Source organism: Paraburkholderia sp. 2C, assembly GCF_054589215.1.
Window position 1 is genome coordinate 246,303 of sequence record NZ_BAAILL010000068.1, and the last position, 26,893, is coordinate 273,195.

Genomic DNA, 26,893 nt, shown 5'->3' on the forward strand with positions numbered 1-26,893 from the left:
CGCCCCGAGCAGAGGCCGAAAAAGCAGCCTGCACCGCGACCACCGGCCACGCAAAGCAGAACGGCCGAAACAGCCCAGCCGGAACCCGCGGCCGAAGCCGCGAGCGAGGCCGCTAGTGCGGCGGCGGCAAACGCAGCGGCAGCGGCGGCGGCGAGCCCTGCGTCGAGTGCTGCAGCGGCTTCATCGGCACAAGCCGCCAATGCCGCCAGCGGCGCAGACACAGGCACAGCTGCGGCAAACGACACGAACAACGGCAACGCGGCGCACGCCGCACCGGGGGTCAAATTTTCCGTGCCGCCATCGGGCGACCTCGAATACGACACGTTCTACAACGGCGTACGCAACCAGCCCGGCACGATCCATTGGGAAAGTGACGGGCATACCTACCGGCTCATCGTCGCGGTGCCGCTGCCCTTCGTCGGCACCTACAGCTACGAGAGCCATGGCCGCGTCGACGCGTTCGGCCTCGCGCCGGACCAGTACATCGAAACGCACGGACGTCGCGGTCAGGATGTGACGGTGTTCAATCGCGAAACGAAGCAGATCGCGTTCACGCGCACACCGAAAACGCTCGCGCTGCAGGACGGCGCGCAGGATCGCTTCAGCATGATCATGCAACTCGCGAGCCTCGTGCGCGGCGCACCTGACGCGTACAAGCCGGGTGTCACGCGCGAGTTCTACGTGACGGACAACGACAGCGGCGAAATATGGCCAATCGAAACGATGGGTGACGAAACCGTGCGAACCCAGCAAGGTTTCGTCGAGGCGCGGCACTTCACGCGTCTGCCGCGCCACGAGGGCGATCGACGTCGCGTCGACGTGTGGCTTGCCCCATCGCTCGGTTGGTTACCCGTGCGTTTCGTACAGACCGAACCGAACGGCACGCAAGTCGAATTGCTATGGCATGGCGAGGTCGCCGCACCCAACGCGGGCGCGGCAAATGCGAACGGCCAGAATCCGAGCCCCGCCGCGGGTTCGGCCGATCAAACCGGTTCCCCCGAAACAACCGATACGCCGGAACCGGGCCCGCAACCTGCAACGCCATCGGCCACGGACCCGAACACCGACTACGAAAAACCATAGCCGCTGTAAGGTCGATGCTTCGGGTCGAGGCCCCATCAGGCCGCAGAAACTTTCCGCGCACGGCATCGATCGCATGACGAGGCACGTCATCGAGCACGATGCGCGGCACGTGCCGCTCAGGCGCATCGCTCACGCATCACCCTTACAAAGGAGCAAGCATGCAAGTGAACGTCAACGGTATCGATACACGCTATGTGCTGAGCAATGAGGGCGGTGGCCCGTGGCTCACCTTCATCCATCAGCTGGGCGGCGATCTGTCGATCTGGGATCAGCTTGCCGGCTACTTCCGCAACGACTTCACCGTGTTACGTTACGACATTCGCGGACACGGCCAGTCTTCCTTGCCAACGGCTCCATTCACGGTTGCCGATCTGTCGAACGATCTCGCCGCGCTGCTCGATGCGCTCGGCGCAAAAAGCACCCATGTGGTCGGCATATCGCTGGGCGGCGCGATCGCACAACAGTTCGCAGTCGACCATGCATCGCGCGTCGATACGCTAACCCTGACCGATACATTCGCCCGCACCGCGCCCGAATCACGCAGTATCTGGGATCAGCGTATCGAAACGGCACGGCGCGACGGTGTCGCGTCGCTTGCGCCGGCGACGATCGAACGTTGGCTTACGCCAGACTTTCGGCACGCCCATCCCGAAGTGGTCGAACAGATTCGCGATGTCTATATCCATACGCCTGTAGAGGGCTTCGCACTCGCCTGCGCGGCACTGCGCGAATTCGATGTGCGCGATAGACTGTCGGAAATACGGACGCCTACACTCGCAGTAGCCGGGCGCCATGACACAGGCACGCCTCCTGCTGCTACACAGGCTATAGCCGATGCGATCCGAGGGGCGCGATTCGAGGTGCTGGACGCTGCTCATCTCGCGCCCATCGAGCAATCACAGCGTTTTGCGGCCCTGCTCGAAACGTTTTTGCAGTTGCGAGTCTAACTATAAGGTCCGGAGAAATTACAAACGCAGGACCGGACCCACCCCTTGAATTCCACGCCAAACGCTCCAAGTACGGCGCAGGACTGGCCAGGAGCCAACGGAAATAAGGAGTGTCGCCATGCAAATGATCTACAACAGCCCCAACTACTGTGTCGTCGAATTCCCACCTCAGGACGGCCACCTTGCGATGAAGTCGGGCGGCTATGAGATTGTCGACAAGAACACTCAGCGCGAGATTTACATCGATGGAGCAATGGCGGCAAGCTTCCGCGAACATGTACAAAAGCTGATCGAAGAAGAGCCGTCGCTCGATGAAGTCGACGAGTTCCTCGGTCAGTTCGACAGTCTGATGCACCAACCCGTCGTGTTGCATTAAAGTGCATTAAAGCCCGCTGCGGCGACACGCCAGGCAACCCCAGGCAACACTCATGAACCCCGTCCGGCATGCCGGACGGGGTTTTTCATTATGGTGCCGTCACTCGATGCCGATCCTTGTTCCCCGCACGTTGCGGGCGACGATGGAAGCGCTTCGCGTGCCGCCGGGCGGTCATGCCGCGTGCGGGCTACAATGTTGAGTTTCCTGAAAAAAAGCGGTTGAGAAACCGCCGAATGCCCTGAGGGCCCTTCCGCCATGAACAAGCCTGCCCTTCCCGTCACTTCGTCCGCTTCGAACAGCGCTGCCGGCTATACGCGCGGCGCGGCGCTTCCCGCGTTGCTCCAGTCGCGCATTCTGATTCTCGACGGCGCGATGGGGACGATGATCCAGCGCTACAAGCTCGGCGAAGCGCAATATCGCGGCGAGCGTTTCAAGGATTTCGCGCGCGATATCAAAGGCAACAATGAATTGCTGTCGATCACGCAACCGCAGGTGATCAGCGAGATCCACGAACAGTATCTGGCCGCCGGCGCCGATATCATCGAAACAAATACGTTTGGCGCAACCACGGTCGCGCAGGCCGACTACGGCATGGAAGATCTCGCCGAAGAAATGAATATTGCGTCGGCAAAGCTGGCGCGCGCCGCATGCGACAAGTATTCGACGCCTGAGAAGCCGCGCTTTGTCGCCGGCGCCATTGGCCCGACGCCGAAAACCGCGAGCATTTCACCCGACGTCAACGATCCTGCCGCACGCAACGTGACCTTCGACGATCTGCGCGCCGCGTATTATCAGCAGGCGAAGGCGTTGCTCGAAGGCGGCGCCGATCTGTTTCTGGTCGAAACGATCTTCGATACGCTCAATGCGAAAGCCGCGCTCTTTGCGCTCGACGAACTGTTCGAAAACACGGGCGAGCGGCTGCCGATCATGATTTCGGGCACCGTGACCGACGCGTCGGGACGCATTCTGTCGGGCCAGACGGTCGAAGCGTTCTGGAATTCGCTGCGCCATGCGAAGCCGCTCACATTCGGCCTGAACTGCGCGCTCGGCGCGGCGCTGATGCGTCCATACATCGCCGAGCTGTCGAAGCTCTGCGATACGTACGTATCGTGCTACCCGAACGCGGGGCTGCCGAATCCGATGAGCGACACCGGCTTCGACGAACTGCCGGCCGATACTTCCGGGCTCCTGAAGGAATTCGCCGAAGCCGGCCTCATGAATATTGCGGGCGGCTGCTGCGGCACGACGCCCGAGCACATCGCCGCAATCGCCAAGGCGCTGAGCGAAGTCAAGCCGCGCAAGTGGCCGACGCAGTACCGCGACGCGGCCTGAACCCGGCCGGCACATACCGCATAGCCACCCATCTTCTTCGCCTACGACGCCAACTCACGCACTCCTGCAAGCCATGACCGATCATACGCTGCGCCTTTCGGGCCTCGAACCGTTCAACGTCACGTCCGGAACGCTTTTCATCAATGTCGGCGAACGTACCAATGTGACCGGCTCGAAGGCCTTTGCCCGGATGATTCTCAACGGGCAGTTCGACGAAGCACTCGCGGTCGCGCGCCAGCAGGTCGAAAACGGCGCACAGGTGATCGACGTCAACATGGACGAGGCCATGCTCGATTCCAAGGCGGCGATGGTGCGCTTCATGAATCTGATCGCATCGGAACCCGACATCGCGCGCGTGCCGATCATGATCGACTCGTCGAAGTGGGACGTCATCGAAGCCGGCCTGAAATGCGTGCAGGGCAAGGCGATCGTCAACTCGATTTCGCTGAAGGAAGGCAAGGAAGCATTCGTTCATCATGCGAAGCTGATTCGGCGTTACGGCGCGGCGGCCGTCGTGATGGCATTCGATGAAAAAGGCCAGGCCGATACGTTCCAGCGCAAGACCGAGATCTGCAAGCGTTCGTACGACGTGCTGGTTAATGAAGTCGGCTTCCCGCCCGAAGACATCATCTTCGACCCGAATATCTTTGCGGTCGCAACCGGCATCGAAGAGCACAACAACTACGCGGTCGACTTCATCAACGCGACGCGCTGGATCAAGCAGAACCTGCCGTATGCGAAGGTGAGCGGCGGCGTGTCGAACGTGTCGTTTTCGTTCCGCGGCAACGACCCGGTGCGCGAAGCGATTCACACGGTGTTCCTCTATCACGCGATCCAGGCGGGGATGGATATGGGCATCGTCAACGCGGGGCAGCTGGGCGTCTACGCGGAGCTCGACGCCGAGTTGCGCGAGCGCGTCGAAGACGTCGTGCTGAACCGCCGCGAAGATGCGACCGATCGTTTGCTCGAGATCGCGGACAGGTTCAAGACCGGCGCCGCGAAGAAGGAAGAGAACCTCGAGTGGCGCAATCAGCCGGTCGAGAAGCGCCTCGCGCATGCGCTCGTGCACGGCATCACGAATTTCATCGTCGACGATACCGAAGAAGCGCGCGCGCAGATCGCCGCGAACGGCGGCCGTCCGATCAACGTGATCGAAGGGCCGCTGATGGACGGCATGAATATCGTCGGCGATCTGTTCGGCCAGGGCAAGATGTTCCTGCCGCAAGTCGTGAAGTCGGCGCGCGTGATGAAGCAGGCAGTCGCTCACCTGATTCCGTTTATCGAAGAAGAAAAGAAGCAGCTGGCCGCGGCCGGCGGCGACGTGCGCGCGAAAGGCAAGATCGTCATCGCCACGGTGAAGGGCGACGTGCACGATATCGGCAAGAACATCGTGTCCGTCGTGCTCCAGTGCAACAACTTCGAAGTGGTCAATATGGGCGTGATGGTCCCATGCAACGACATTCTCGCGAAGGCGAAAGTGGAAGGCGCGGACATCGTCGGGCTTTCCGGGCTGATTACGCCGAGCCTTGAAGAAATGGCCTATGTCGCGTCCGAAATGCAGCGCGACGACTACTTCCGCATCAAGAAGATTCCGCTGCTGATTGGCGGCGCGACGACCTCGCGCGTGCACACGGCCGTCAAGATTGCGCCGAATTACGAAGGGCCGGTCGTTTATGTGCCCGATGCGTCGCGTTCCGTGTCCGTCGCATCGAGCCTTCTGTCCGACGAAGGCGCGGCGAAGTATCTCGACGAACTGAAGTCCGACTACGATCGCATCCGCCATCAGCACGCGAACAAGAAGGCCCAGCCGATGGTGACGCTTGCCGAGGCGCGCGCGAACAAAACCAGGATCGACTGGCGTGCGTATCAACCGGTCAAGCCGAAGTTCATCGGGCGCCGCGTGTTCAGGAATTTCGATCTGAGCGAGCTCGCGAACTATATCGACTGGACGCCGTTCTTTCAGACGTGGGATCTGGCCGGCAAGTATCCGGCCATCCTCAACGACGAGATCGTCGGCGAATCGGCGCGGCGCGTGTTCTCGGACGCGAAGTCGATGCTCGCACGGCTCATTCAGGGCCGCTGGCTCAGCGCGAACGGCGTGATCGCGCTGCTGCCGGCCAACACCGTCAACGACGACGACATCGAAATCTACACCGACGAATCGCGCAGCGAAATCGCGCTCACGTGGCGCAATCTGCGCCAGCAAAGCGAGCGTCCGGTGATCGATGGCGTGATGCGGCCGAACCGGTCGCTTGCGGATTTCATCGCGCCGAAAGACTCGGGCGTCGCCGACTATATCGGCCTGTTCGCGGTCACCGCGGGCATCGGCGTCGACGTGAAGGAAAAGCAGTTCGAAAAAGACCACGACGACTACAGCGCGATCATGCTGAAGGCGCTCGCCGACCGTTTCGCCGAAGCCTTTGCCGAAGCGATGCACGCCCGCGTACGGCGTGACCTGTGGGGGTATGCGTCGGCCGAATCGCTGTCGAACGACGAGATGATCGGCGAGAAGTACCGCGGCATTCGTCCGGCGCCCGGCTACCCTGCGTGCCCGGACCACCTGGTCAAGCGCGACATGTTCGACGTGCTTCAAGCCGGAGAAATCGGCATGAGCGTGACCGAGTCGCTTGCCATGTTGCCGGCGGCGAGCGTATCGGGCTTCTATCTCGCCCATCCGGACAGCACGTACTTCTCGGTCGGCAAGATCGGTGAAGATCAGCTGGACGACTACGCACGGCGTATGGCGCTTTCAAAGGCGGATGCGAAGCGCGCGTTGGCGCCGCTGCTTTAACTGCAACTGCGCGCCCACTATATCGGCGCGCAAAGACTGAATATTTCCGGCGATCCAGTTTTCGGCTTTGTAAACTGCAGCGGCTTCGTCACGCCGAATGCGTCGGCAAAAAACGCGCGGCCTCTGACTGGCAACCGTCCCGGAGAAAATCGTATGAAGAAGCTGTCGCTGATGTGGATGGCGGTATCGCTTGCCGCCGGCGCTACGCCGGCGTTTGCGCAAGGCGGGTCGAGTTCGGTGAGTTCGTATTCGCCACCGACGGAACAGCACGTGAAAAAGCCGAAGCACAAGAAAGCGAAGAAAGGCGCTTCCGTGCCGGCCGCCACGCCGCAGGGAGCAAGCCAATAACCCGGGCGGCACGGCCGTCTGCAAGGCGCTGCAGTGCACTGCAAAAAAAGCAAAGCCCGCCTCGCATGGCATGCAGGGCGGGCTTTGCTACAACAGGGTGGCCGCGACAGGCACGGCAGACGCAGCACACAGCGCGGCACGGCGCATTCGCTGCGCGCGGTGACGTAATCGACGCGACTCAGATCCCCCAGACGATATCCGCGTTCTCTTTCTGCGCCGCGCGCAGCATGTCGAGAAACGGATAGGCCCGTTGCGCGAGTCCGATCGGAATTTCGTGCGGGTCGTGCCCCTCTTCGCCTTCATGGAAGTGGCCGTCGTGTTCGGCGCGTTCCTTTTTGTCGGTGACAATGGCCGCTTCGAGCTTCGTAATCGCGTCGCCGAGTTCGTCATGCGTGATGACGCCGCGTTGACCAAGATTCTTGCCCACGATGCCGACGAGATATTGGGCGAGATTCTCCAACATCATCACATCCGGCGTGGCACGACACTTGAAAGTAATCAGCATGACTGTTTCCTTTTCGTTTTGTTGATCTCTCCCTCGGCGGTGACGGGCAAAGCGGCCCTGTGCGGCGATACCGCTGGCTCTCGCGCGTGGCGCGCCGCGGCATGCCGCGAGGCGCTTTTCGCGCGCTGTTGCGGCCGCGCCGGCACGCCTCGTCCCGACCGGGCATCCAATTGGACATATTAGCACCTGCTAAAATCCGGTCTGATGGAATGCGCCCGCCTACACGCATTCGACGCCATCCCGTCTGACCCGACTGCCTCACTGGACACGCAACAAGCATGCTGCCTGCACACAAACACATTCTCGAAACCCTGCTCGCCGACACCGTGAAGCAGATCGCGACGGCCAACGAAGGCGCCACCGAGGCCGCGTTCGTCGCGCCGACGATCACGCTCGAACGCCCGAAGGTCGCCGCGCACGGCGACATCGCATGCAACGTCGCGATGCAGCTGGCCAAGCCGATGCGCGCGAACCCGCGCCAGCTTGCGCAGCAGATCGTCGATGCGGTGCTCGCGCATCCGCAGGCGAAAGACCTGGTCGAGAGCGCCGAAGTCGCGGGCCCGGGCTTCATCAATTTGCGGATCGCGGCGGCCGCGAAGCAGGCCGTCGTGCGCGAGGTATTCGCGCAGAAAGAGGCGTTCGGCCGTTCGCAGCGCGAAGCAGGCAAGCGCGTGCTGGTCGAATTCGTGTCGGCCAACCCGACCGGCCCGCTGCACGTCGGGCACGGCCGCCAGGCCGCGCTCGGCGACGCGCTGTCGAACGTGCTCGCATCGCAAGGCTTCGATGTGCATCGCGAGTTTTACTACAACGACGCGGGCGTGCAGATCCATACGCTCGCCATCTCGACGCAAGCGCGCGCCCGCGGCCTGAAACCCGGCGACGCGGGCTGGCCGGCCGACTCGTACGCCGGCGAGTACATCGCCGACATCGCGCGCGACTACCTGAACGGCGAAACCGTTTCGGCACGCGACGGCGAGCCGGTCAAGGGCGCGGGCGATATCGAAGACCTCGAAGCGATCCGCCGCTTCGCGGTCGCGTATCTGCGTCACGAACAGGACATGGACCTGCAGGCGTTCGGCGTCGAGTTCGACCAGTACTACCTCGAATCGTCGCTGTACCGGGAGGGGCGCGTCGAACAGACGGTCGGCGCGCTCGTCGCCGCCGGCAAGACCTTCGAGGAAGACGGCGCACTGTGGCTGCGCACCACCGACGACGGCGACGACAAAGACCGCGTGATGCGCAAGAAAGACGGCACGTACACGTACTTCGTGCCGGACGTCGCCTACCACGTCGCCAAGTGGCAGCGCGGCTTCACGAAGGTGATCAACATCCAGGGTTCGGACCACCACGGCACGATCGCGCGCGTGCGCGCCGGCCTGCAGGGCCTTGGCATCGGCATTCCGAAGGGCTACCCCGACTACGTGCTGCACAAGATGGTCACCGTGATGCGCGACGGCCAGGTCGTGAAAATCTCGAAGCGCGCGGGCAGCTACGTGACCGTGCGCGACCTGATCGAATGGTCGGGCGGCGCCACGCCGGGCGAGGAAGCCGCGCCGGATCTCATCGACGAAGAGACAATTCGCCGCGGCCGCGATGCGGTGCGCTTCTTCCTGATCTCGCGCAAGGCCGACACCGAGTTCGTGTTCGACATCGACCTCGCCCTCAAGCAGAACGACGAAAACCCTGTGTACTACGTGCAATACGCCCACGCGCGGATCTGCTCGGTGCTCGGCGAATGGAAGTCGCGCTATGTGACCGACGAAGCGCTGCTGCCGACGGTCGACCTCGCGCCGCTCTCGAGCGAACGCGCGATGGCGCTGTTGCAAAAGCTCGCGGAGTTCCCCGACATGCTGACGCACGCGGCCGACGAACTCGCGCCGCATGCGGTCGCGTTCTATCTGCGCGACCTCGCGAGTGAATTTCACTCGTTCTACAATGCCGAACGCGTTCTGGTCGACGACGAAGCGGCCCGCAACGCGCGCATCGCGCTGCTCGCGGCCACGCGCCAGGTGCTGGCGAACGGGCTCGCAATGATCGGCGTGTCGGCTCCCGTCAAGATGTAAATTCGACTCGCCCGCGCAAGCCGCTTATGCGACCATAACGCGCGACCGATGCCGGGCCTTAGTGGGCTGCCTGGCGGGCCCACTTGGCGGCTCACTTAGCGGCCCACTTAGTGGCTCACTTAGCGGCCCACTTAGCGGCCCATTGCCAGACCGTCAGGCCGCGGGCGGCACAGTGCGTCGGCGCCGCTGCGGTCATCGCCGCGGTCGTCGCTATAATCGACGGTCATTCAAGTTTTCCTTTTGCAGGTGATTCAGACAATGGCAAAGCCACGCCGCACAACGAAGCAGTCGAAGCAATCCGGGGGAACCTTTCTCGGCATCGTGCTGGGCCTGATCGTCGGTCTGGCGATCGCTGTGGTGGTCGCGCTGTACATCACGCGCGCGCCGACGCCGTTCGTCGCCAAGGTGGCGCCGCCCGCCGCGTCCGATGCCGGCGCGAGCCAGCCGCAATACGATCCGAACCGGCCGCTGCAGGGCAAGAGCCCGGGTCAGCCGGTGCCGCAGGCCGCGCAACCGGCGCCGCCGAACACGGCGCCCGGGCAGACCAACAATCAGACGCAATCGTCTGGCATTCTCGAAGAACCGCAGATCGTCGAAGTGCCGCCCGCGACGGGCGGCGCATCGGCGGCGGCGCCGGGCAGCGGTTCGTCGGCGGCCGCGGTGGCGGGCGCGAAGAAGCCCGCGAGCAGCGCACCGAATGCCACGCCGGGCGCGACCGTCGCGAACGTCCCGCCGCCGGCCAAGCCGGGCGCATCGGCGCCGCCTTCCGCGGCTGACGCGAACACCGGTTATCTGCTGCAGGTCGGCGCGTACAAGACCGCCGCGGACGCCGAACAGCAGCGCGCGCGGCTCGCATTCCAGGGCTTCGAATCGAAAGTGACGCAGCGCGATGCCGGCGGTATCACGTACTATCGCGTACGGATCGGGCCGTTCGCAAAGTTCGAGGACATGAACAGCACGCGTCAGCGCCTCTCGGACGCAGGCATCGACACTGCCGTGATCCGCTTTACGAAGCAGTAACCTGCCGTAACCGCTATAGCACGCAGTAACGCGCTTTATAGCCTGCTTTATCGCCTGTTTCGTGCGCGCCGCCGGGACCCTGCCCGACCTGCTTGAACCTTCGGCGCGCACGCACAGTCTCATTGCACGGCGAAAGCCTGCCGTCCGTCGCAGCGCTCACGGTGACAGGCCCATGACGCCTCCGTTCAACCGTCAACGCTACTTCCCGATTGGGATCACAAGACATGAAAAAGCTGCTTAGCCTTCTTTGCCTCTCGTTCGGTCTCATCGCTGCCGCGGCAAGCGCCAGCCCCACCGCGCCAGTCTCCGGCAAGGACTACACCGTATTGTCGTCGCCGCAGCCGGTCGAAGTGCCGGCCGGCAAGATCGAAGTGATCGAGTTCATGTGGTACGGCTGCCCGCACTGCAACGAGTTCGACCCGTACCTCGAAGACTGGATCAAGAAGCAAGGCCCGGACGTCGTGTTCAAACGCGTGCCCGTTGCCTTCCGCGACGACTTCATCCCGCATTCGAAGCTGTACCACGCCGTCGACGCATTGGGCCTCGCGCAGGAACTGACGCCGAAGATCTTCCACGAAATCCACGTCAACAAGGACTACCTGCTGACGCCGGAAGATCAGGCGAAATTCCTCGCGAAGAACGGCGTCGATCCGAAGAAGTTCATGGACGCGTATAACTCGTTCTCGACGCAAACGGCGCTGCAGCGCGACAAGAAACTGCTCGACGACTACAAGATCGACGGCGTGCCGACGCTCGCGATCCAGGGCAAGTACGAAACGGGCCCGGCCCAGACCAACAGCCTGCCCGGCACGATCCAGGTGCTCGACTACCTCGTCGGCCAGGTTCGCGCGAAGAAGATGTAATCACCCGGGGTCGATCCTCGGAGGCGCCGGTATATGGGCACACCGCAAAAGGTCTTCATTACCGGCGCATCGAGCGGCATCGGCCTCGCGCTCGCCGCCGAATACATGCGGCGCGGCGCGATCGTCGGCCTCGTCGCACGGCGCAAGGACGCGCTGGAGCGTTTCCGCGACGCCCATCCTCAGCATCCCATCCTGATCTATGCCGCCGACGTCCGCGATGCGGACGCGCTCGCGGACGCCACGAAAGACTTCTTCGCGAAGCATGGCTGCCCCGATATCGTGATCGCGAATGCCGGTGTCAGCCGCGGCACGATCACCGGGCTTGGCGACCTGCAGACGTTTCGCGACGTGATGGATACCAACTACTACGGCATGGTCGCCACCTTCGAGCCCTTCGCGGCCGAAATGGCCGCCGCGCACAAAGGGACGCTAGTCGGTATCTCGAGCGTCGCGGGCGTGCGCGGCCTGCCTGGCTCGGGTGCGTACAGCGCATCGAAGGCCGCGGCGCGCACCTATCTCGAATCGCTGCGCGTCGAGATGCGGCCGCGCGGCGTCTCGGTCGTGACGATCGCGCCCGGCTTTATCCGCACGCCGATGACGGCGCGCAACCCATACCGGATGCCATTCCTGATGGACGTCGAGCAGTTCGCGCACCAAGCGGCTCGCGCGATCGAGCGGAAGAAGCGCTACGTCGTGCTGCCCTGGCAGATGCGCTTTGTCGCGATGATGTTGCATGCGGTGCCGCGCTGGCTTTACGATGCGGCGATGAAGAAGGCGCCGCACAAACCGCGCGCCAAGGCCGATTGAGTATGCAACTGCGGATGCAACCGCGATTGAAACCGAGCTTGAAACCGAGCTTGAAACCGCGCATGCAGCCGTAACGGCACTGGCATCGCCAGCACCAGCACCAACGACGTCAAATCAGCACGCGCGACAAGCGGAAAGCGCCAAACGCCCGGCGCACCCCTACCATCGACGGAACCGGCAATGAGCGAGCACACAGTCGATGCAGCCGGAATCAGGCACGCGACCGCGGGCGACGACGCACGCATCGTCTCGCTCGTGCCGAGCGTCACCGAATTGCTGTTCGCACTCGGCCTCGACAAACAGATTGTCGGCCGCACTGGCTTTTGCGTGCACCCGCGCGAACGCGTGCGTGCGGTGCCCAAAGTGGGTGGCACGAAGTCCGTGCGCATCGATGCCGTGCGTGCGCTCAAGCCCACACATGTGATTGTCAATATCGACGAAAACGACCGCGCGACCGTCGATCAACTGCGCGCGTTCGTGCCGCATGTCATCGTGACGCACCCGCTCGCGCCTGAAGACAACTTCACGTTGTTCGCGCTGGTTGGCGCGATCTTCTCCCGGCAGCCAGCCGCGCAGCGCCTCGCCGAAGCGTTGAACACGCAACTCGAAGCAGCCCAGGCACGCGACTGGCCGCGGCAACGCGTGCTCTACGCGATCTGGCGCGAGCCATGGATGACCGTCGCACGCGACACGTACATTTCCGCGATGCTGCGTCTCGTGAACTGGCATACGCTGCCGGCCGTCGATGGCGGCTTCGCGGGCGCGCGGCGCTACCCGGCCTTCGACCTCGACGCGCCGTGGCTCGCCGACGTCGACCGCATCCTGCTGTCAACCGAGCCGTACCGCTTCACGCAATCGCATTGCGACGCGCTCGCGCAAGCGCTTCAGGCGGCCGGCAAACCGACGGGCAAGCAAATCGAACTGATCGACGGCGAACAGGTGTCGTGGTACGGCTCGCGCGCGATCGAAGGCATCGGCTACCTGCAACGCTATGCTTCACGGCACTGATTCACCACACTGATTCACGGCACTGAAGCGCGCGCCATGCGACGATATCGGTGTGGCCAACCCGTGCCCAGCATGGGTCCAATGCGCGTGGTTGTCGTCGCAACGACCATTCGATAAGCTTGCGCGATCCGCGGGCTTTTGCCGCTCACCGAACCGCGCAGCACACCCATAAGCCGCGTTACCTGATTACGACCGTTCCGGGAGATGTCATGCGCTTTACGCCGTCCGCTGCCTCTGCTGCCGCCGTCGCGGTTGCCGTATCCGCCGTTGTACTGCTCGCTTCGCCCACACTCGCGTTCGCGAAGCCGCTGACCGTCTGCACCGAGGCGAGCCCCGACGGCTTCGACGTGGTCCAGTTCAACTCGCTCGTCACGACCAATGCATCGGCCGATGTGATCTTCAACACGCTTGTCGGGTTTGACGAAGCGTCGAGAAAAGTCGTGCCGAGCCTCGCCGACAAGTGGGAAATCAGCGCCGACGGACTCACGTACACGTTCCATCTGCGTCCGAACGTGCCGTTCCAGACCACCGACTACTTCAAGCCGACGCGACCGCTCGACGCCGACGACGTCGTCTTCACGTTCAGCCGCATGCTCGACGACAGCAACCCGTGGCACAAGGTGGCCGGCGCAAACGGCTTCCCGCATGCGCAATCGATGGGGCTCACGAAGCTCGTCAAGTCGATCGCGAAGGTCGACAACCAGACAGTCAGGATCGAGCTGACCGAACCCAATGCGCCGTTCCTGTCGGTGCTGTCGATGGGCTTCGCATCGATCTATTCGGCCGAATACGCGGACCAGCTGCTCAAGGCCGGCAAGCAGAACGATCTGAACGCGAAACCGATCGGCACCGGCCCGTTCATGCTGAAGAGCTACACGAAGGACGCGGTCATCCGCTACGACGTGAATCCGAACTACTGGGGGCCGAAGCCGAAGGTCGATCGACTGATCTACGCGATTACGCCGGACCCCGCCGTGCGCGCGCAGAAGGTCAAGGCAGGCGAATGCCAGATTGCGCTATCGCCGAAACCGGAGGACATTGCCGCGGCGAAAAACGACAAGTCGCTAAAGGTCGTGCAGACGCCGGCATTCATGACCGCGTTCGTCGCGCTGAACACCGAGAAGAAACCGCTCGATAACCAGAAGGTGCGCGCAGCGCTGAACATGGCATTCGATCGCGCGACCTACCTGAAAGTGGTGTTCAACGATACCGCGATACCCGCGGTCAACCCGTATCCGCCGAATACATGGAGCTACGACAAGGCGGTGAAACCGTGGCCCTATGACATCGCGAAGGCAAAGAAACTGCTTGCCGACGCGGGCTATCCGAACGGCTTTTCGACGACCATCTGGGTGCGCCCGACCGGCAGTTCGTTGAATCCGAATCCGAAGGCCGGCGCGGAGCTGCTGCAGGCGGACTTTGCGAAGATCGGCGTGAAGGCCGACGTAAGGGTGATCGAGTGGGGCGAACTGATTCGCGATGCGAAGCAGGGCCAGCATGACACGCTCTTCATGGGCTGGGCCGGCGACAACGGCGACCCCGACGACTATCTGACGCCGCTTTTCAGCTGCAACGGCGTGAAATCCGGCATCAACTTCTCGCGCTTCTGCGATTCCGATCTCGACAAACTCATCGATCAGGGCAAGCGCACGTCCGATCAGGCGAAGCGCACGAAAGCCTATGAAGCGGCGCAGCAGATCATTCACGATGCGGCGTTATGGATTCCGCTCGGTTACCCCACCGCAACGGTGATCACGACAAAAAACGTGAGCGGCTATCAGGTGAGCGCATTCGGGCGGCAGAATTTTACGGCGGTGAATGTGCAGTAGCGCACCCATACCGCTTCGCGCAATCCGACAAACGCAGGCCCGCGTCTAAAAAGCGGGCCTGTTTTTTTGCGCCACCCCTCTGTAAATGCGTGTGCGATCCCGTAGCACTACGTATGTAGTGCCTTTGTGCACCGCTCCCCCCCTAGACTCTGCGTGCGGAATCGACGGCGCATGCCTCCGTGCGGCCGGCGGCTCCTGCAAATCACAAGTTCTTTATTTAACGCTTTGTCCTGTTAGAGGAATCGCACATGCAAGCTACGCTCGATAGCCGTACGTATGAGACTTTCAATCATTCATTGTATGCCGCCAGTCGTGAGAGCCAGTCTCGTTCTTCGTTTAACTATCCGAATTCGCTCAACCCGCTCAATTCAGGCTTTGGCCCGGCATCGCAGCGCTCGATGAATCCGTTGGCCGCGCCGCGTGCATTCATTCAGCCGGCTATTTATCCGCAGATGTCGCGCGGCATGGCCCAGTCATTCAACCCGTATGGCACCGCGCAACGCGGCGGCACATCGATGACCCAGTACCAGCGGGAAATCGCCCGTACGCCGCAAGGCACAACCGTGAAGACTTCGTACACGTCCTTCCAGCAGGCGGGGTCGAAAGCTTTCAACAACGTGCCCGACCGCTACTCCAACGACTGCCGCAAGGACTCGTACCGTAACGACGCGGATCAGAACCGGGTAGCACCGGTCGTGTCGCAGAACGGTAACACGCTGAACGTCGACATGGGCAACACCCACAGCGAACTCGCCAAAGACAACGCGACAACCAAAATGAAGGTCGGCGGCAACGACATCGAATTCACGGGCTGGGGCGATCCGCACGGCGTTCTGAAAGTCAACGGCAAGGAATCGAAGGCCGACTTCTCGAAGCCGCTGAGCCTCGATACCAGCGATATGCGCGTGACAATGGACCCCGAAAAGAAGCAATCGTCCGGCGGCGTTCCGCCTCATATGGATCGGGTGATTTACGAGCCTAAAAACAGCAAGCAGGTCTTCGTGGGCGAACACTTGAGCCCGAGCGATAGCTCAAAGGTCTCATTCCGTGAAGTCACCGACCGCCGCGAAAAGGAAGCGCTGAGACAAACCGCGAACAACGCGCAGAAAGCAGCCCCTGCTGGCGACAAAATCATCGACCAGAAGACCGGTCAGCAGATCGTGTAAGTCCGCACCGGACGCCAGATGAGTTGATCGCCGGGGGAGAAGGGACGCGGGCTAACCACGACGAGTCCCTTTCTTCCCGTCGGTGCCGGCCGCAGCAACCACACCGATCGGCCGGCACCGCCCTTTAGCGAAGAGCCGGCCTCGCACGCTCTGCCAGGCTGGACATCGCCGTTATACCCACCTGTCAGTCGCGGTCGCTCAACGCCGCCTTGAAGCGGCGCGCACGCTCGACCGCGTCGTCGCGACCGATCGTTTCCCGTTGCAGCTCCGCTGATGCCTTCGTGACCTTCTCGGCCGCCCCCGACCGCTCGCGCATTGCTTGCGCCAATGCGCGTTGCAGCTCCGGCGTGCGGCCGTCATGCAAGCGCAAGGCCGCAGCCCATAGCCGCCCGGTACGCTTGTCATAGCCGCACGACTGCAAGATCACCGTGCGTTGTGCGCCATGATGCCTGATTGCTTCGCGACGCAAATCGACCTGCATCTCGGCCCGCTGCAACCCATCACGCGCGATATTGAGCGCACGACGTTTGCGCTCGACCCGCAACTCCCGCACGCGCGCCAGCAAGCGCCATAGCTGGGCAGCGCGCTTCGCGTCGCTCATCGCAGCGGCGCGGCGCCGCAAAGCGCGCGAAGCATCGAGCGGGTCGCCTGAACGTCGCAATGCTCGTCGTAGGGCTGCCGCAGAAACCGCACGATTTCCGGATACCGGTCGATCGCCAGATCGCTTGCCGCATCGCTGCCGCGCTGATATTCGCCGATCTGCAGCAGCAGCTCCAGTTCCTGATATCGGCTCATCCATCCGCGCACGCGGTCCGCATCCTGTCGATGCGCGACATCCGTCACGCGCGTCATCACACGGCTCTTGCTCTTGAGGATATCGATGGCCGGATAGTGTCCGGCGCCGCCGAGCTTGCCCGACAGCTGAATATGCCCGTCGAGCAGCGAGCGCGCTTCCTCGGCGATCGGATCGGACAGCTCTTCGTCTTCGGCGAGCACCGTGAAAAATGCGGTCACGCTGCCTTCGTGCGTCAAACCCGCCGATTCGATCAGCTTCGGCAATTCGGCAAACACGCGCGGCGGATAGCCGCGCCGCACCGGCGGCTCGCCAACCGCGAGTCCCACTTCGCGCAAGGCGCGCGCGTAGCGTGTCAGCGAGTCGAACAGCAGCAGCACGCGGCGCCCGGTCGCGCGCAAACCGCTCGCGACTTCGCAGGCGAGTTCGGCGGCCTTGAGCCGTTCCGCGGCGGGCCGTTCGGACGTCGATGCAACGACGACCGACGAATCGCGCCGCCCGGACAGATGATCGTGAATGAATTCGGACACTTCGCGCCCGCGTTCGCCGATCAGCGCGACGACGATCGCATCGACATTGGCGCCATTGGCGATCATCCCCATCAGCGTGCTTTTGCCGCCGCCCGCCGGCGCGAAGATGCCGACGCGCTGCCCCACGCCGCACGTGAGCAGCGCATCGATCGCGCGCACGCCAGTCGCGAACGGCCGCGCAATCACGGGCCGTTCGAGCGGATTGATGCTGGCAAGCGGTGCGCCGCCTTGCGCGGCGGCACCGCGCTCGCGCAAGACAGGACCGCCGTCGAGCGGCCGTCCGAGCCCATCGACGGTGCGGCCCAGCAGACCGAGCGGATCGAATCGCCCCCATGTCAGGCCGCACCCATGTACTTGCGTGATGTTCGACAAACCCGCGAGGCCGTCGAGCGGCATGACGAGCGCGCCGTCATCGGTGAAGCCGACCACCTCACCCATCTGCATATCGAGCGTGTCGGGCCGCACGAGACGCACCATTTCACCGATGCGCAGCGACACGCCGACCGCCCGCACGACGACGCCGCGCGCCTCGGCAACGCGCCCGTAGAGCATGGGTTCGCCGGCCGGCACCGGAGCAGGAGACTGAAAAAGCTTCACATTCGCTCCGCTCAAGCCGGCGACAGCGTCAAGACGGCATGCACGTTAAATGTATCGAGCGGGATCTCTTCGATCGCAAGGGTGTCGATGCGAATGCCGAATGTCTTCAGATGCCGGCGTACATGCGGCCGCAAGACGGCCGTGGTCACAAGTACGCGCACTCCTTGCCGGTATGCCTCGGCGAATGCTTGCTGCAGGCGTTCAAGTTCGCCGATGCCTGGCATGCAGTATGGTTCACCGTCGGGGCCGCTGCGTATCTGGTCTTCGAGTTCCGCCTCCCAGGACGGATCGATCACCGCCGCGTCGATTCGCCAGTTATCGAGGTCCGCATGGCGGCGCGCAAGCCGCGATCCAAGCGCGATGCGCGCTTCGCGGACCATCCGGTCGAGCGAGCGATCGCCGTCCGGAATCCGGATGCAGGCTTCGGCGATCGCACGCAGATTGCGAATCGGCACGTGCTCTTCGAGCAAGCGGCGCAGCACGCTTGCAACCTGCACCGGCCCGAGCAGTTGGTCGAGCTGATTGGCGAGCTCGCGAAATTCGATGCTGATCTGGTTCATCAGGAAGCGCGCTTCCTGCGTGCCCATGCACTCGGCTGCATTCTGCTCGCAGACATCGGCCAGATGCGTGCATAGCGCCTCTTCGACGCTCGCCTTGCCGATTTGCGCACCGTCGAGCGCCGCGGCGTCGGCCGCGCTCACCCATACGGCCTTCGACGCGCCCGGACTATAACCGGCGAGGCCTTCCATCGTGATCTGCGACTCGTCGCCGCTCACGAGCATGTGGTTTGCGACGAGCGTGCCGCTCGCGAACGGCACCTCTTCGATATCGACGATGTAGCGCTCTTCGTCGAGCCGTGCATCGCGTTGCAACGCCAGCCCCGGAAACGGCAAGCCGAGCCGCGTCATCAGATCGCGACGCACTTTGCCCAACTGCGCGTCGAAGCGCCCCGGATGCAGCGCTTCGTAGGCCTTGTTTCCCATGCGCAGCCGCAATATCGCGCTGGTGCCGAGTTCCACGTCGTCGAGAATGCGCGGCGTATAGTTGCCGCCGTCGCGCGTCATCGCGGGCATGAACGGACGCTGCATGCGCTCGCGGCTCGCCGCCTGACGCATCATCAGAACCGACAGGCCGATCAACGCGCCGCCCGCCAGGGCGAACTGCAGATGCGGAAACCCCGGTATTGCACCGAGCGCGAAACAGCCGACGCCCGCCATCGCGAGGGCTTTCGGATGCAGCGACAGCTGGCGGAAGATATCGCCGCCGAGGTTCGTCGGCGGGCCGCCCGACGATACGCGCGTTACGAGCAGGCCTGCGGCGATCGACACGATCAGCGACGGAATCTGCGAAACGAGACCATCGCCGACCGTGAGAATCGTGTAGGTGTGCAATGCGTCGCCAAACGACATGCCGCGCTGCGCAATGCCTACCGTCAGACCGCCGACAATATTAACGAGCGCGACGACCAGCCCTGCCACCGCGTCACCCTTGACGAACTTCATCGCGCCATCGAGCGAGCCATAGAAATAGGTCTCCCGCTCGAGTTCGGCACGCAACCGACCCGCATCGCGCGGTGCGATCAGGCCGCTGCGCAAGTCCGCATCGATGCTCATCTGCCGGCCGGGAATGCCGTCGAGCGTAAAACGCGCGGACACTTCCGCGACGCGGTCCGCGCCCTTCGCCACAACGATGAACTGAATCGCGGAGAGCACGACAAACACGACGATGCCGACCGCGACGTTGCCACCGACCACCATCTCGCCGAACGCGCCGATGATGTCGCCGGCATGCGCGTAAAGCAGGATCATCTTCGTCGATGCGATCGCGAGCGCAAGCCGCAGCAAAGTCGTCACGAGCAGCAGCGACGGAAAGCTCGACAGCTCGGCGGCCTTCGTCACATAGATCGTCGTGCTCAGCATCACGAAGCTCGCGCAGAAGCTCACGCAGATAAAGAAGTCGAGCACGAATGCCGGAACCGGCAGGATCAGCAGCACGAGCACGAACAGAATGCCGAGACCGACCGCCACGTCGGCATGCCGGCCAAGCAGCCCGGGAATATCGGCGCGGCCGAGGATGGAACGGTTTGCCATATGTCTTACGGGTTAGGGTGCAGCGGGTTTCGCATGTCAGCGGCTCAACTCTCTGTGCATCGCGCGACGTCGGCCCTTCGTGTGAGGATCGCCTTCGCTGTCGCGGTATTCGCGCTTGATCTCTTCCTTGTCCATGCGCAGGCGCCGCCTCCATAGCACGCGCTGCATCACGAAGTCGACGGCGGCCGGCACGAGCTGCGACGCGGTCATTATCGCGAGCAGCGATGCGCCCGATAGACTGATGTCGGCGAGCAGCATCGGCAGTGGCAGCGTGTATGAGGGGATCAGTTGCCCGCACCACTTGACGAATGCGTACCAGAAGACGGCGAGCAGAATCGCGAACTGGGCGAGCGCAATCAGCGTATCGACCAGCACGCGCGAGCTGAAAAAGTTCTTGAGGCCGGACACCGGGCTCAATCGCTTCAGGTCGGGCGCCGCCCGCTTCCATGCGATTGCGCCACGCGTCTGCGCGAGTTCCGGCACCACAGCGGCGAGCACGCCCGCTCCGAGCGTGACGAGCGCCGCTGGCAACACGGCGCTCAACGACGACACGACTTGCGCGAACTGCTGGGCAAACGGTCGGGCCAGGTCGAGGCCAGTGACCTCGCGAATCAAGGTCTGGAAAAGCGCGTACAGATGCGGCGACTCGACGATGAGAAAGAGCCACCAGATGAGACCGCTAGCCGCGACAGTCGCGTGCGCGCTCTTCGCGATGTCACCATCCTTGATAGCCTTGACGAGCCGCTGCGGGGTGGGTGCTTCGGTTTTATCGCTCATCGCAGAATCAGGCTTTGCCGGAAAACAACGGATAGGCGCTCGATAAACACCGGCACGCATGACATCGCGGCAAACGAGATGACCATCGCTTTCACGGTGCGTGCAGTCGTAAACGGATTGAGGCGCTTCACATGCCGCGACATCAGGCCGAGCGATATGTCGACCATCGCCATCAGGCCGATCAGCGGCATGGCGAGCCGTATGCCTTCAGAGAAGGCGGCGGCGAAGTGGTCGACGGAAATCTGGCGGAAAACCTCGGTCAGGTTCACATGCGCGGCGCCGGGCGGGCAGATCGCCCAGGCGTCGACGAAGAAGCCGCACACGAATCGCAACCCCGGACCGGTGAAAAACGTAAGCGCGGCAAACTGTGTAAACAAGGTTTCGAAAAGCGCGGCTTCCTGCTGGAAGTTCGGGTCGTACACGGCTGCAATCGAATAGCCGCCCTGCTGATCGAGCAGCGCGCCCGCGCACGATGCGACGTGAAAGACCACCGCCAGCAGCAGGCCGAGCGCGAGCCCCACCAGCGCCTCGAACAGCGCCGCCGGAATCAGCGATGCCGGCGCTCCCACTTTCAGAGGCAGCACGGCGAACAGCAGCACGAGCGGCACGCGTAACTTCGTGCCGAGCGAATCGCCGAACGCGAATGGCACGACGCTCAGCGCAACGGCGGGACGGATCGAGCAGAACGCGAGCCCTTCGATATAACCGAATATGTTCATCGTCAATGCATGCGCCCCGCGGCAACGAAGGTGAACACGTGCTCGAGAAAACGCGTCACTTCGCGGCTTGCCCACGGCGCGGTGACGATCAGCGTGATGCCGACCGCAATGATCTTCGCACCGTACGGAAGACTCTGGTCCTGGATCTGGAAGATCGACTGCACGAGGCCCAATAACACGCCGATGCCCGTGGCAACCGCGAGGGCGGGCAACGACAGCCAGAACACCAGCAACAGCGCGTCACTGGAAAGCGAAGCGAGCGACGGAAACGAATTCATTTGATATAGCTGACGATCAACCCGTGCATGAGTCGCGAGATGCCCGACACCGAGACCAGCACGAACAGTTTGAGTGGGATCGACACGGTGGTCGGCGACAGCATCATCATCCCCATCGCGGTCAGCACATTGGCCACGACGAGATCGATGACGAGGAATGCGATGTAGAGCAGGAAGCCCGCTTCAAATCCGCTTGAAATTTCGCTGATCAGAAATGCGGGAATCAGCAGCGAAAAGTCGGTTTCCTGCGCATCGCGCTCCGGATCGATCCGCTTCGTCGCGTTCACGAGGAACGCGCGCTCCGACGGCCGCGAGTGCACGAACAGAAACTCGCCGAGCGGCCCGCGTACGGCTTTCAACGTTTCCGCGATGCCCGGCATCGTGCCGCTTTCGATCCGCTCGTCGAGCGACAGTTCGGCGCCGATCTTCGACATCACCGGCGCCATGACGACCAGCGTCGCAGCCATCGCCAGGCCTGCGATAGCCGTATTGCCCGGCGCCTGCTGCACGCCGAGCGCCGAGCGCAACAGCGTCAGCACGATGCTGAACTTCGTGAACGAGGTGACCATCACGATGAAAAACGGCATCAGGCCGAGCAGCGTGACGAGGCCGACGAGCGAGATCGGGTCGAGCTGAGTGTTCATCTGACGACGTCTGTCGTTGCGGCACGCGAAAGATCGGTAATGCGCACGCCGAGCGCATCATCGATGTCGATCAGTTCGCCCCGAGCGAACGGCACCCCCTGGCATAGCAGCGTGACGGCGCGCTCGCGCATCGGAATCTGCAGCGACAGAATCGATCCGGTGCGCAAATGCGCGAGTTCGTGAACGGATAGCGAGACCGTGCCGAGCACTGCGTCGAACGCGAACGTCAGCGCATCGATCGCGATGAATTCGCTCGTCATTTCCGGTTGATCCTTTTCGTCGTCGATCATCGGGTGGTCTACCAAGATTTGTTCTCCAGACAAGTTCAGCAAAATGCGGCGCGTGCCATTGCGCATCGGCACGCGCAGGTGATACGAGGCTCGGTCGAGCAGGAGCGCGTCGCCGGCCCTGATTTTGCGCAAGCGCGCAAGCGAAAACGAAGGGCCAGCCATGCATAGCTGCACCGGCACACGCAGATGCCGGTGCAGCCCGCTGAATTCATGCGAAGCCGGCGCGGGACGGCTCCGGAGCCATTGGTCGACGGCGTCGCAATGAAACGAGAAATGCGCTGCCCTACCGCTTTGCACGTGCGTGAGCGACAGGCCATACGCGCCGCATGGCGGAACCGCATCGAACGACACGCGTTGCAGCTCGAATGAAAATCCGAACGCGCCTTCGAGGGCTGACAACCAGTCTTCCAGTACGTCTTCGATCATCGCGCGCGTCTCGGCGTCATCGCGCGGCAACGGATGCGCCGGCAATTCAGGCAGCAACGCGCGCGCATCGCAATCGAGCGCGAACGGATGTCCGGACGCGCTACCGGCAAGCCTCAACGGATAACGCTGCCGGCACTCGTCGAACCGCAGTTCATAGCGGCGCACGCCGACACTGACGGCATACGGTGCGCCAAAATGCAGGGCCGCCACATTGCGGCGTTCGGCGTCGGCCTGGCTGAGGCGGCGCATCCCGATCCACGGATTCAATGCCCGCCTCCGTCATGCCGGCCCGGCGCGGTCGGTTCGCCAACGCCAATCGCGTCGATCACGTCGCGCAGTCCCTGTTCAATCACATCGAACTGCCGGTCGACGGCGGCATCGACACTTCGATATTCGTCGAGCATCGCCCCGATTGCATCTCGAATGCCGCGCTCCGCCGCGCTCAACTGCATACGCAGACTGCCGTCGATCACGCCGCGCTCCGTCTCCACGATGCACGAATGAGGCGGCAAACCGGCATCGGCCAACACCGTGAAGAGCGGTGCGGCAAGCTCCTGCTCGAGCCGGGCGATGAGCCGCTTCGCTTCGCGGTAATCGGCTGTCGATACGCGCAGCGACAGGACCTGCTGCGAGCGCGACGCGGCAATGCAGCGTCGCAACTGATTCGGCAGCGCCGCCGCGGGCGGCAGCTTGCCGATGATCAACACGAGTGCATCGAGCGCGATGCGCGCGAGACGCTCTTCCACACAGCGCGCGACAAACGATGCGGCGGCCTGCGGCACGACCAGATCGCGCAGCGCCGCCGCACGCCCGGCGTTATAGCCGCGACGCCACGCGCGACGCTTCATCTCCCGTACGCGCGCGGCGAGGCGCGAGGTCTCGCGCGCCGCGTCGTTCGCGCGGTCTTCATCGAGCGCGCGCAAATCGTCGAGCGCGACCAGATCGGCCGACGACAGATAACCGTCCGATTCGATGCGCCAGTTTCCTTTCCTGCAGATCAGCACGGCTCACCTCGCATCAAACATGACGCGTCGTCGAGCAGCGCGCGTGCGGCTTCCACCGTCACCTCGCGGGCATGAAAACGTGCCGCCGACTCGACGACATCGCGCGGCATGCGCAACCGCAACCACGTGTGCTGCACTTCGCCGCCATCGCCGAGCCCACGCAGCGACAACGCGAACCCCGCGGCGGTCATTTCGCGCCGGTCGAGAAAATTCAACGGCGCGCCGAGCGGCAGATCGTCCGACTCCGCGCGGGCATGCTTTTGAATGGTGCGCAGCATGTGCGGCGCGATGTTTCTGGCGAATGCGAGATGGTCCGATCCTGTCACGACACGCCGCAACGAGCGCGAACAGGCCAGTGCCGCGCTGATGCGCAAGAGCCGCGCGCAGGCGGTGCGCGGCAGGTCGCCGATGCAAGGCAGCGTCTGCCGGAAGTCGATGCGGGTCAACTGCGGATATTCGACGATCAGGCGCGCGCTCGCGTCGGCAAGCGCGCGTTCGCCGCGGATCGGCCTTTGCCGCATCAGCCAGCTGTGATGGGCCCATTTGCCGATCGATAAAGCGGGCAGGCAAATCATTGCGTGTCTCCTTGGGTTTCTGCGGCAGGCGGCGCTGCGCCGTTGTCTGTTGCGGGCGGGTGCGCGCGACCGCGCCCTCTGCGCCGGAAAAATGTCGGCGAAAACGAGCGGATTCCGCTGCGCCAGACCCATGCTGAAATACCGAGCAACATGACGCCGCTGGTCAGTGCGATCAGCACGAGCGTCGCGCTGCCGTGTTCGTCGCGCTCGCGTCCGGCGGTGCATGCGTTGATGCCGCTGCACGCGTCACCCGCGACGAGTACGGGCGTGACGGGGATCAGCGTCAGGTTCACGCGATCGGGCGTCAGGCCTTCGACACCGCCGGCGACGAGCGCGCGCATCTTGTCGCGCATCAGTTCGAGGTTGTAGTCCGTGCGATAGCGGACCATCACCGAAGCGGACGGCGGAGCGACCAGCCCCATGACCGGATCGCGCTCGGGCTGCACGATATGCACGCGCGCGACGAGTACGCCGTCGATTTTCTCGAGCGTTTCAGAAAGCTCCTGCGAAACCCCGAAAATGAAGCGAACACGGTCTTCGTCGGGATTCGAAATCAGACCCTGGCGGCTAAACAGTTCGCCGAGGTTCGTGTGGCCGCCGCGCGGCAAGGCGTAGGCGCCCGCCAGTTCGGTGGCGGCAACGGCGTCGTCCGTGTCGACCGATACCGTCCACGTCTTGTCGGCATTGCGCTGCTTGGCGCCTTCGATTCCGTGATGGCTCAGCACCGCGACGATGCGATTTGCCTGGTCCTCGTCCAGGCCTTCGAAAAGCGACGTCCTGCAGCCGAGCAGAACGAGGAGCGGCAGCAGGATCAGCAGACGGCGCAGCATCAGCCTCTCGCGAGCGTCTGGACGCCCTGGACGAGGCTGTCCGATATCTTCTTGCACAGCATATGCGTCTCGGTATTGATATTGATCTGGTTGCGCAGTCTGAGCATGTCGGCCGGCTTCAATCTATCGCCCGACAACACGCGTTTCATCTCGCTGTCCAGATTCAGTCCCGACTCTCTTGAACTTGCTTCGGCATCTGCGATCCATTGCATACCCGGCGACGACGCGCTCTCCGCAAACACGGCCCGGCCTGCCGGGGCTGTTGGCCCGGTGGCGCTTGCCGGCTCGAAAGGGGATGTCGCTGCGAAGGTTTCAGGGACTGCGATGGCGGGAATGTGCGGCACCATTTTTCTTCTCTTTACGTGATGTTCTTTTTTGAAGCATGGAAATTCAAGCGGGCGATACGCCAGCTCAATGCATAGGTATCCGAAGCGCCACAAAGGGCGCTTCGCCTTATCTCTCAGGAGAAGGACGGCTTATCGCAGCAGCGCCATGACCGCCTGATTTCGCGCCTGTTCCTTCGTTGCTTCTGCCTGTGCAGTTTCAGACTCCTTGTTGGCGGCCTGCTTCGCAGCCTGGGCGTCCTGCGGGCTGCCGGTTTGGGCCGCCTTGTTCGCCGCCGCATCTGCGTTGGCGCTCGCATTCGCCAAGCCGTTGTATGTGCTGCGGTTATGGTCGTAGCCGCCCTGTGCGACGCCGTACGGGCTGATTCCACCTATAGCCATGATTTCGATCCTTGAAGTTTGTTCGCGCGTTTAACGAAGCGATTGCTCCTTACACAGCCTGCCGCGCTACGCGCACGCCTGGCAAGCTGAACTGGACGCCCGAACTTCGGCGTCCGATTCCGTGATTCCTGTCCGTCTCAGCACGGGTTGCCTTCTCCGGCCCTTTTGGTGAAGAACTCGTAAACCGACCCATCGTCATCGCGCACAACTTCCGCCGCACATTCGGAAATGCGCGTGAGCTTGCCGATCTTCAGCCGCGAGCCGGCGAAGTACATTCCACCCTGCTGGTCCACCAGCCACGATCCGTGAGACGACCGCATCAGGTTCATGCCGATCGATTCCAGCGGAACGCGCACGGCCCCATCGCTTACGGGATGCCCGACGAAGCTCACTTCATTCAAGCCATTGATCTCGCCGCGCGCGAGGCGCGCCACGCGCGCGTAGTCCCATGCCTCGGGCTGCAGATAACCGTCGGCC

General features: G+C 63.1%; 27 protein-coding genes and 1 pseudogene. 13 read left to right on the forward strand and 15 right to left on the reverse strand.

From position 1 onward, the window contains the following. The 6 genes from ACYPXD_RS32060 to ACYPXD_RS32085 form a co-directional block, all read left to right on the forward strand. Nucleotides 1–1,083 (forward strand): DUF3108 domain-containing protein (locus ACYPXD_RS32060; protein ID WP_459721661.1); only part of this gene is annotated, 1,083 nt, incomplete at its 5' end. A gap of 158 nt (nucleotides 1,084–1,241) precedes the next feature. Beyond that, a complete protein-coding gene (gene pcaD / locus ACYPXD_RS32065; protein ID WP_459721664.1) occupies nucleotides 1,242–2,030 on the forward strand; it encodes a 3-oxoadipate enol-lactonase in 789 nt (262 codons plus the stop codon). 118 nt (nucleotides 2,031–2,148) lie between these two features. Then, nucleotides 2,149–2,406: a BTH_I0359 family protein gene (locus ACYPXD_RS32070; protein ID WP_075155627.1), complete on the forward strand. Its 258-nt coding sequence runs from the start codon at nucleotides 2,149–2,151 to the stop codon at nucleotides 2,404–2,406. A 255-nt stretch (nucleotides 2,407–2,661) separates the two neighbouring features. Next, on the forward strand, nucleotides 2,662–3,738 hold the full coding sequence (locus tag ACYPXD_RS32075) for a homocysteine S-methyltransferase family protein (RefSeq protein WP_459721668.1): 1,077 nt from the start codon (nucleotides 2,662–2,664) through the stop codon (nucleotides 3,736–3,738). Nucleotides 3,739–3,811: 73 nt separating this feature from the next. Continuing rightward, nucleotides 3,812–6,529 (forward strand): methionine synthase, encoded by a 2,718-nt coding sequence (gene metH, locus ACYPXD_RS32080; protein WP_459721672.1) that lies wholly within the window; start codon nucleotides 3,812–3,814, stop codon nucleotides 6,527–6,529. Nucleotides 6,530–6,682: 153 nt separating this feature from the next. Further along, nucleotides 6,683–6,877, forward strand: a complete 195-nt coding sequence (locus ACYPXD_RS32085; protein ID WP_459721675.1) for an acid-shock protein — start codon at nucleotides 6,683–6,685, stop codon at nucleotides 6,875–6,877. A gap of 178 nt (nucleotides 6,878–7,055) precedes the next feature. On the opposite strand, the gene ACYPXD_RS32090 is transcribed toward ACYPXD_RS32085, so the two are convergent. After that, entirely contained in the window at nucleotides 7,056–7,382 is a 327-nt protein-coding gene (locus ACYPXD_RS32090) for a DUF1840 domain-containing protein (protein ID WP_459721679.1), read from the reverse strand. Between the two features lie 278 nt (nucleotides 7,383–7,660). Between ACYPXD_RS32090 and argS the strand changes: the two genes are divergently transcribed. The 7 genes from argS to ACYPXD_RS32125 all read left to right on the forward strand — a co-directional run bounded on the left by argS (nucleotide 7,661) and on the right by ACYPXD_RS32125 (nucleotide 16,138). Then, nucleotides 7,661–9,445: an arginine--tRNA ligase gene (gene argS / locus ACYPXD_RS32095; RefSeq protein WP_459721683.1), complete on the forward strand. Its 1,785-nt coding sequence runs from the start codon at nucleotides 7,661–7,663 to the stop codon at nucleotides 9,443–9,445. Nucleotides 9,446–9,685: 240 nt separating this feature from the next. Beyond that, nucleotides 9,686–10,465: an SPOR domain-containing protein gene (locus ACYPXD_RS32100; RefSeq protein WP_459721686.1), complete on the forward strand. Its 780-nt coding sequence runs from the start codon at nucleotides 9,686–9,688 to the stop codon at nucleotides 10,463–10,465. 224 nt (nucleotides 10,466–10,689) lie between these two features. Continuing rightward, complete coding sequence (locus ACYPXD_RS32105; RefSeq protein WP_459721688.1) at nucleotides 10,690–11,328, forward strand: thiol:disulfide interchange protein DsbA/DsbL; 639 nt, start codon at nucleotides 10,690–10,692, stop codon at nucleotides 11,326–11,328. A 33-nt stretch (nucleotides 11,329–11,361) separates the two neighbouring features. Next, nucleotides 11,362–12,135, forward strand: a complete 774-nt coding sequence (locus ACYPXD_RS32110; RefSeq protein ID WP_459721692.1) for an SDR family oxidoreductase — start codon at nucleotides 11,362–11,364, stop codon at nucleotides 12,133–12,135. 180 nt (nucleotides 12,136–12,315) lie between these two features. After that, nucleotides 12,316–13,143 carry a helical backbone metal receptor gene (locus ACYPXD_RS32115; protein ID WP_459721694.1) on the forward strand — a complete coding sequence of 276 codons (828 nt, stop codon included), beginning with the start codon at nucleotides 12,316–12,318 and terminating at the stop codon, nucleotides 13,141–13,143. 209 nt (nucleotides 13,144–13,352) lie between these two features. Then, nucleotides 13,353–14,972, forward strand: coding sequence for an ABC transporter substrate-binding protein (locus ACYPXD_RS32120; RefSeq protein ID WP_459721698.1), 1,620 nt, complete (start codon nucleotides 13,353–13,355; stop codon nucleotides 14,970–14,972). Nucleotides 14,973–15,220: 248 nt separating this feature from the next. Continuing rightward, nucleotides 15,221–16,138: a hypothetical protein gene (locus ACYPXD_RS32125; RefSeq protein ID WP_459721701.1), complete on the forward strand. Its 918-nt coding sequence runs from the start codon at nucleotides 15,221–15,223 to the stop codon at nucleotides 16,136–16,138. A gap of 184 nt (nucleotides 16,139–16,322) precedes the next feature. Here the strand turns inward: ACYPXD_RS32125 and ACYPXD_RS32130 are convergent, their stop codons facing one another. From ACYPXD_RS32130 to ACYPXD_RS32195, 14 genes and pseudogenes are all read right to left on the reverse strand, one after another. Next, a complete protein-coding gene (locus tag ACYPXD_RS32130; RefSeq protein ID WP_459721705.1) occupies nucleotides 16,323–16,739 on the reverse strand; it encodes a hypothetical protein in 417 nt (138 codons plus the stop codon). Beyond that, a complete protein-coding gene (locus ACYPXD_RS32135) occupies nucleotides 16,736–18,058 on the reverse strand; it encodes a FliI/YscN family ATPase (protein ID WP_459721708.1) in 1,323 nt (440 codons plus the stop codon). The genes ACYPXD_RS32130 and ACYPXD_RS32135 overlap by 4 nt, the downstream gene beginning before the upstream one ends. Before the next feature lie 11 nt (nucleotides 18,059–18,069). Further along, entirely contained in the window at nucleotides 18,070–20,148 is a 2,079-nt protein-coding gene (locus ACYPXD_RS32140) for a flagellar biosynthesis protein FlhA (RefSeq protein ID WP_459721712.1), read from the reverse strand. Between the two features lie 36 nt (nucleotides 20,149–20,184). Next, the gene (locus ACYPXD_RS32145; protein WP_459721715.1) at nucleotides 20,185–20,925 is read right to left on the reverse strand and encodes an EscU/YscU/HrcU family type III secretion system export apparatus switch protein; all 741 of its coding nucleotides are present in this window, start codon (nucleotides 20,923–20,925) and stop codon (nucleotides 20,185–20,187) included. Further along, nucleotides 20,922–21,644: an EscT/YscT/HrcT family type III secretion system export apparatus protein gene (locus ACYPXD_RS32150; protein ID WP_459721718.1), complete on the reverse strand. Its 723-nt coding sequence runs from the start codon at nucleotides 21,642–21,644 to the stop codon at nucleotides 20,922–20,924. Before ACYPXD_RS32150 ends, ACYPXD_RS32145 begins: the two co-directional genes overlap by 4 nt. Before the next feature lie 2 nt (nucleotides 21,645–21,646). After that, on the reverse strand, nucleotides 21,647–21,922 hold the full coding sequence (gene sctS, locus ACYPXD_RS32155; protein WP_459721721.1) for a type III secretion system export apparatus subunit SctS: 276 nt from the start codon (nucleotides 21,920–21,922) through the stop codon (nucleotides 21,647–21,649). Then, the gene (gene sctR / locus ACYPXD_RS32160; RefSeq protein ID WP_459721725.1) at nucleotides 21,919–22,566 is read right to left on the reverse strand and encodes a type III secretion system export apparatus subunit SctR; all 648 of its coding nucleotides are present in this window, start codon (nucleotides 22,564–22,566) and stop codon (nucleotides 21,919–21,921) included. Before sctR ends, sctS begins: the two co-directional genes overlap by 4 nt. Further along, nucleotides 22,563–23,549, reverse strand: a complete 987-nt coding sequence (locus ACYPXD_RS32165; RefSeq protein WP_459721727.1) for a FliM/FliN family flagellar motor switch protein — start codon at nucleotides 23,547–23,549, stop codon at nucleotides 22,563–22,565. The genes sctR and ACYPXD_RS32165 overlap by 4 nt, the downstream gene beginning before the upstream one ends. Beyond that, the gene (locus ACYPXD_RS32170; RefSeq protein ID WP_459721731.1) at nucleotides 23,546–24,286 is read right to left on the reverse strand and encodes a FliH/SctL family protein; all 741 of its coding nucleotides are present in this window, start codon (nucleotides 24,284–24,286) and stop codon (nucleotides 23,546–23,548) included. Before ACYPXD_RS32170 ends, ACYPXD_RS32165 begins: the two co-directional genes overlap by 4 nt. Then, nucleotides 24,280–24,861: a hypothetical protein gene (locus tag ACYPXD_RS32175; protein WP_459721733.1), complete on the reverse strand. Its 582-nt coding sequence runs from the start codon at nucleotides 24,859–24,861 to the stop codon at nucleotides 24,280–24,282. The genes ACYPXD_RS32170 and ACYPXD_RS32175 overlap by 7 nt, the downstream gene beginning before the upstream one ends. Continuing rightward, nucleotides 24,858–25,691, reverse strand: coding sequence for a type III secretion system inner membrane ring lipoprotein SctJ (gene sctJ / locus ACYPXD_RS32180; protein ID WP_459721739.1), 834 nt, complete (start codon nucleotides 25,689–25,691; stop codon nucleotides 24,858–24,860). The genes ACYPXD_RS32175 and sctJ overlap by 4 nt, the downstream gene beginning before the upstream one ends. After that, on the reverse strand, nucleotides 25,691–26,038 hold the full coding sequence (locus ACYPXD_RS32185; RefSeq protein ID WP_459721742.1) for a hypothetical protein: 348 nt from the start codon (nucleotides 26,036–26,038) through the stop codon (nucleotides 25,691–25,693). The genes sctJ and ACYPXD_RS32185 overlap by 1 nt, the downstream gene beginning before the upstream one ends. A gap of 129 nt (nucleotides 26,039–26,167) precedes the next feature. Beyond that, nucleotides 26,168–26,416, reverse strand: a complete 249-nt coding sequence (locus tag ACYPXD_RS32190; protein WP_459721746.1) for a hypothetical protein — start codon at nucleotides 26,414–26,416, stop codon at nucleotides 26,168–26,170. Between the two features lie 137 nt (nucleotides 26,417–26,553). Then, a pseudogene (locus ACYPXD_RS32195) lies at nucleotides 26,554–26,893 on the reverse strand (FHA domain-containing protein); the annotation flags it as partial.

Excerpts from the sequence above, each read along its gene's own strand:
- ACYPXD_RS32185 (WP_459721742.1), bottom strand. The coding sequence starts at position 26,038 with ATGGTGCCGCACATTCCCGCCATCGCAGTCCCTGAAACCTTCGCAGCG.
- ACYPXD_RS32150 (WP_459721718.1), bottom strand. The coding sequence starts at position 21,644 with ATGAACATATTCGGTTATATCGAAGGGCTCGCGTTCTGCTCGATCCGT.
- ACYPXD_RS32140 (WP_459721712.1), bottom strand. The coding sequence starts at position 20,148 with ATGGCAAACCGTTCCATCCTCGGCCGCGCCGATATTCCCGGGCTGCTT.
- argS (WP_459721683.1), top strand. The coding sequence starts at position 7,661 with ATGCTGCCTGCACACAAACACATTCTCGAAACCCTGCTCGCCGACACC.
- ACYPXD_RS32075 (WP_459721668.1), top strand. The coding sequence starts at position 2,662 with ATGAACAAGCCTGCCCTTCCCGTCACTTCGTCCGCTTCGAACAGCGCT.
- ACYPXD_RS32190 (WP_459721746.1), bottom strand. The coding sequence starts at position 26,416 with ATGGCTATAGGTGGAATCAGCCCGTACGGCGTCGCACAGGGCGGCTAC.
- ACYPXD_RS32115 (WP_459721694.1), top strand. The coding sequence starts at position 12,316 with ATGAGCGAGCACACAGTCGATGCAGCCGGAATCAGGCACGCGACCGCG.
- sctS (WP_459721721.1), bottom strand. The coding sequence starts at position 21,922 with ATGAATTCGTTTCCGTCGCTCGCTTCGCTTTCCAGTGACGCGCTGTTG.
- ACYPXD_RS32130 (WP_459721705.1), bottom strand. The coding sequence starts at position 16,739 with ATGAGCGACGCGAAGCGCGCTGCCCAGCTATGGCGCTTGCTGGCGCGC.
- pcaD (WP_459721664.1), top strand. The coding sequence starts at position 1,242 with ATGCAAGTGAACGTCAACGGTATCGATACACGCTATGTGCTGAGCAAT.
- ACYPXD_RS32090 (WP_459721679.1), bottom strand. The coding sequence starts at position 7,382 with ATGCTGATTACTTTCAAGTGTCGTGCCACGCCGGATGTGATGATGTTG.
- sctJ (WP_459721739.1), bottom strand. The coding sequence starts at position 25,691 with ATGCTGCGCCGTCTGCTGATCCTGCTGCCGCTCCTCGTTCTGCTCGGC.
- sctR (WP_459721725.1), bottom strand. The coding sequence starts at position 22,566 with ATGAACACTCAGCTCGACCCGATCTCGCTCGTCGGCCTCGTCACGCTG.
- ACYPXD_RS32105 (WP_459721688.1), top strand. The coding sequence starts at position 10,690 with ATGAAAAAGCTGCTTAGCCTTCTTTGCCTCTCGTTCGGTCTCATCGCT.
- ACYPXD_RS32070 (WP_075155627.1), top strand. The coding sequence starts at position 2,149 with ATGCAAATGATCTACAACAGCCCCAACTACTGTGTCGTCGAATTCCCA.
- ACYPXD_RS32120 (WP_459721698.1), top strand. The coding sequence starts at position 13,353 with ATGCGCTTTACGCCGTCCGCTGCCTCTGCTGCCGCCGTCGCGGTTGCC.
- ACYPXD_RS32145 (WP_459721715.1), bottom strand. The coding sequence starts at position 20,925 with ATGAGCGATAAAACCGAAGCACCCACCCCGCAGCGGCTCGTCAAGGCT.
- ACYPXD_RS32175 (WP_459721733.1), bottom strand. The coding sequence starts at position 24,861 with ATGATTTGCCTGCCCGCTTTATCGATCGGCAAATGGGCCCATCACAGC.
- ACYPXD_RS32110 (WP_459721692.1), top strand. The coding sequence starts at position 11,362 with ATGGGCACACCGCAAAAGGTCTTCATTACCGGCGCATCGAGCGGCATC.
- ACYPXD_RS32125 (WP_459721701.1), top strand. The coding sequence starts at position 15,221 with ATGCAAGCTACGCTCGATAGCCGTACGTATGAGACTTTCAATCATTCA.
- ACYPXD_RS32085 (WP_459721675.1), top strand. The coding sequence starts at position 6,683 with ATGAAGAAGCTGTCGCTGATGTGGATGGCGGTATCGCTTGCCGCCGGC.
- metH (WP_459721672.1), top strand. The coding sequence starts at position 3,812 with ATGACCGATCATACGCTGCGCCTTTCGGGCCTCGAACCGTTCAACGTC.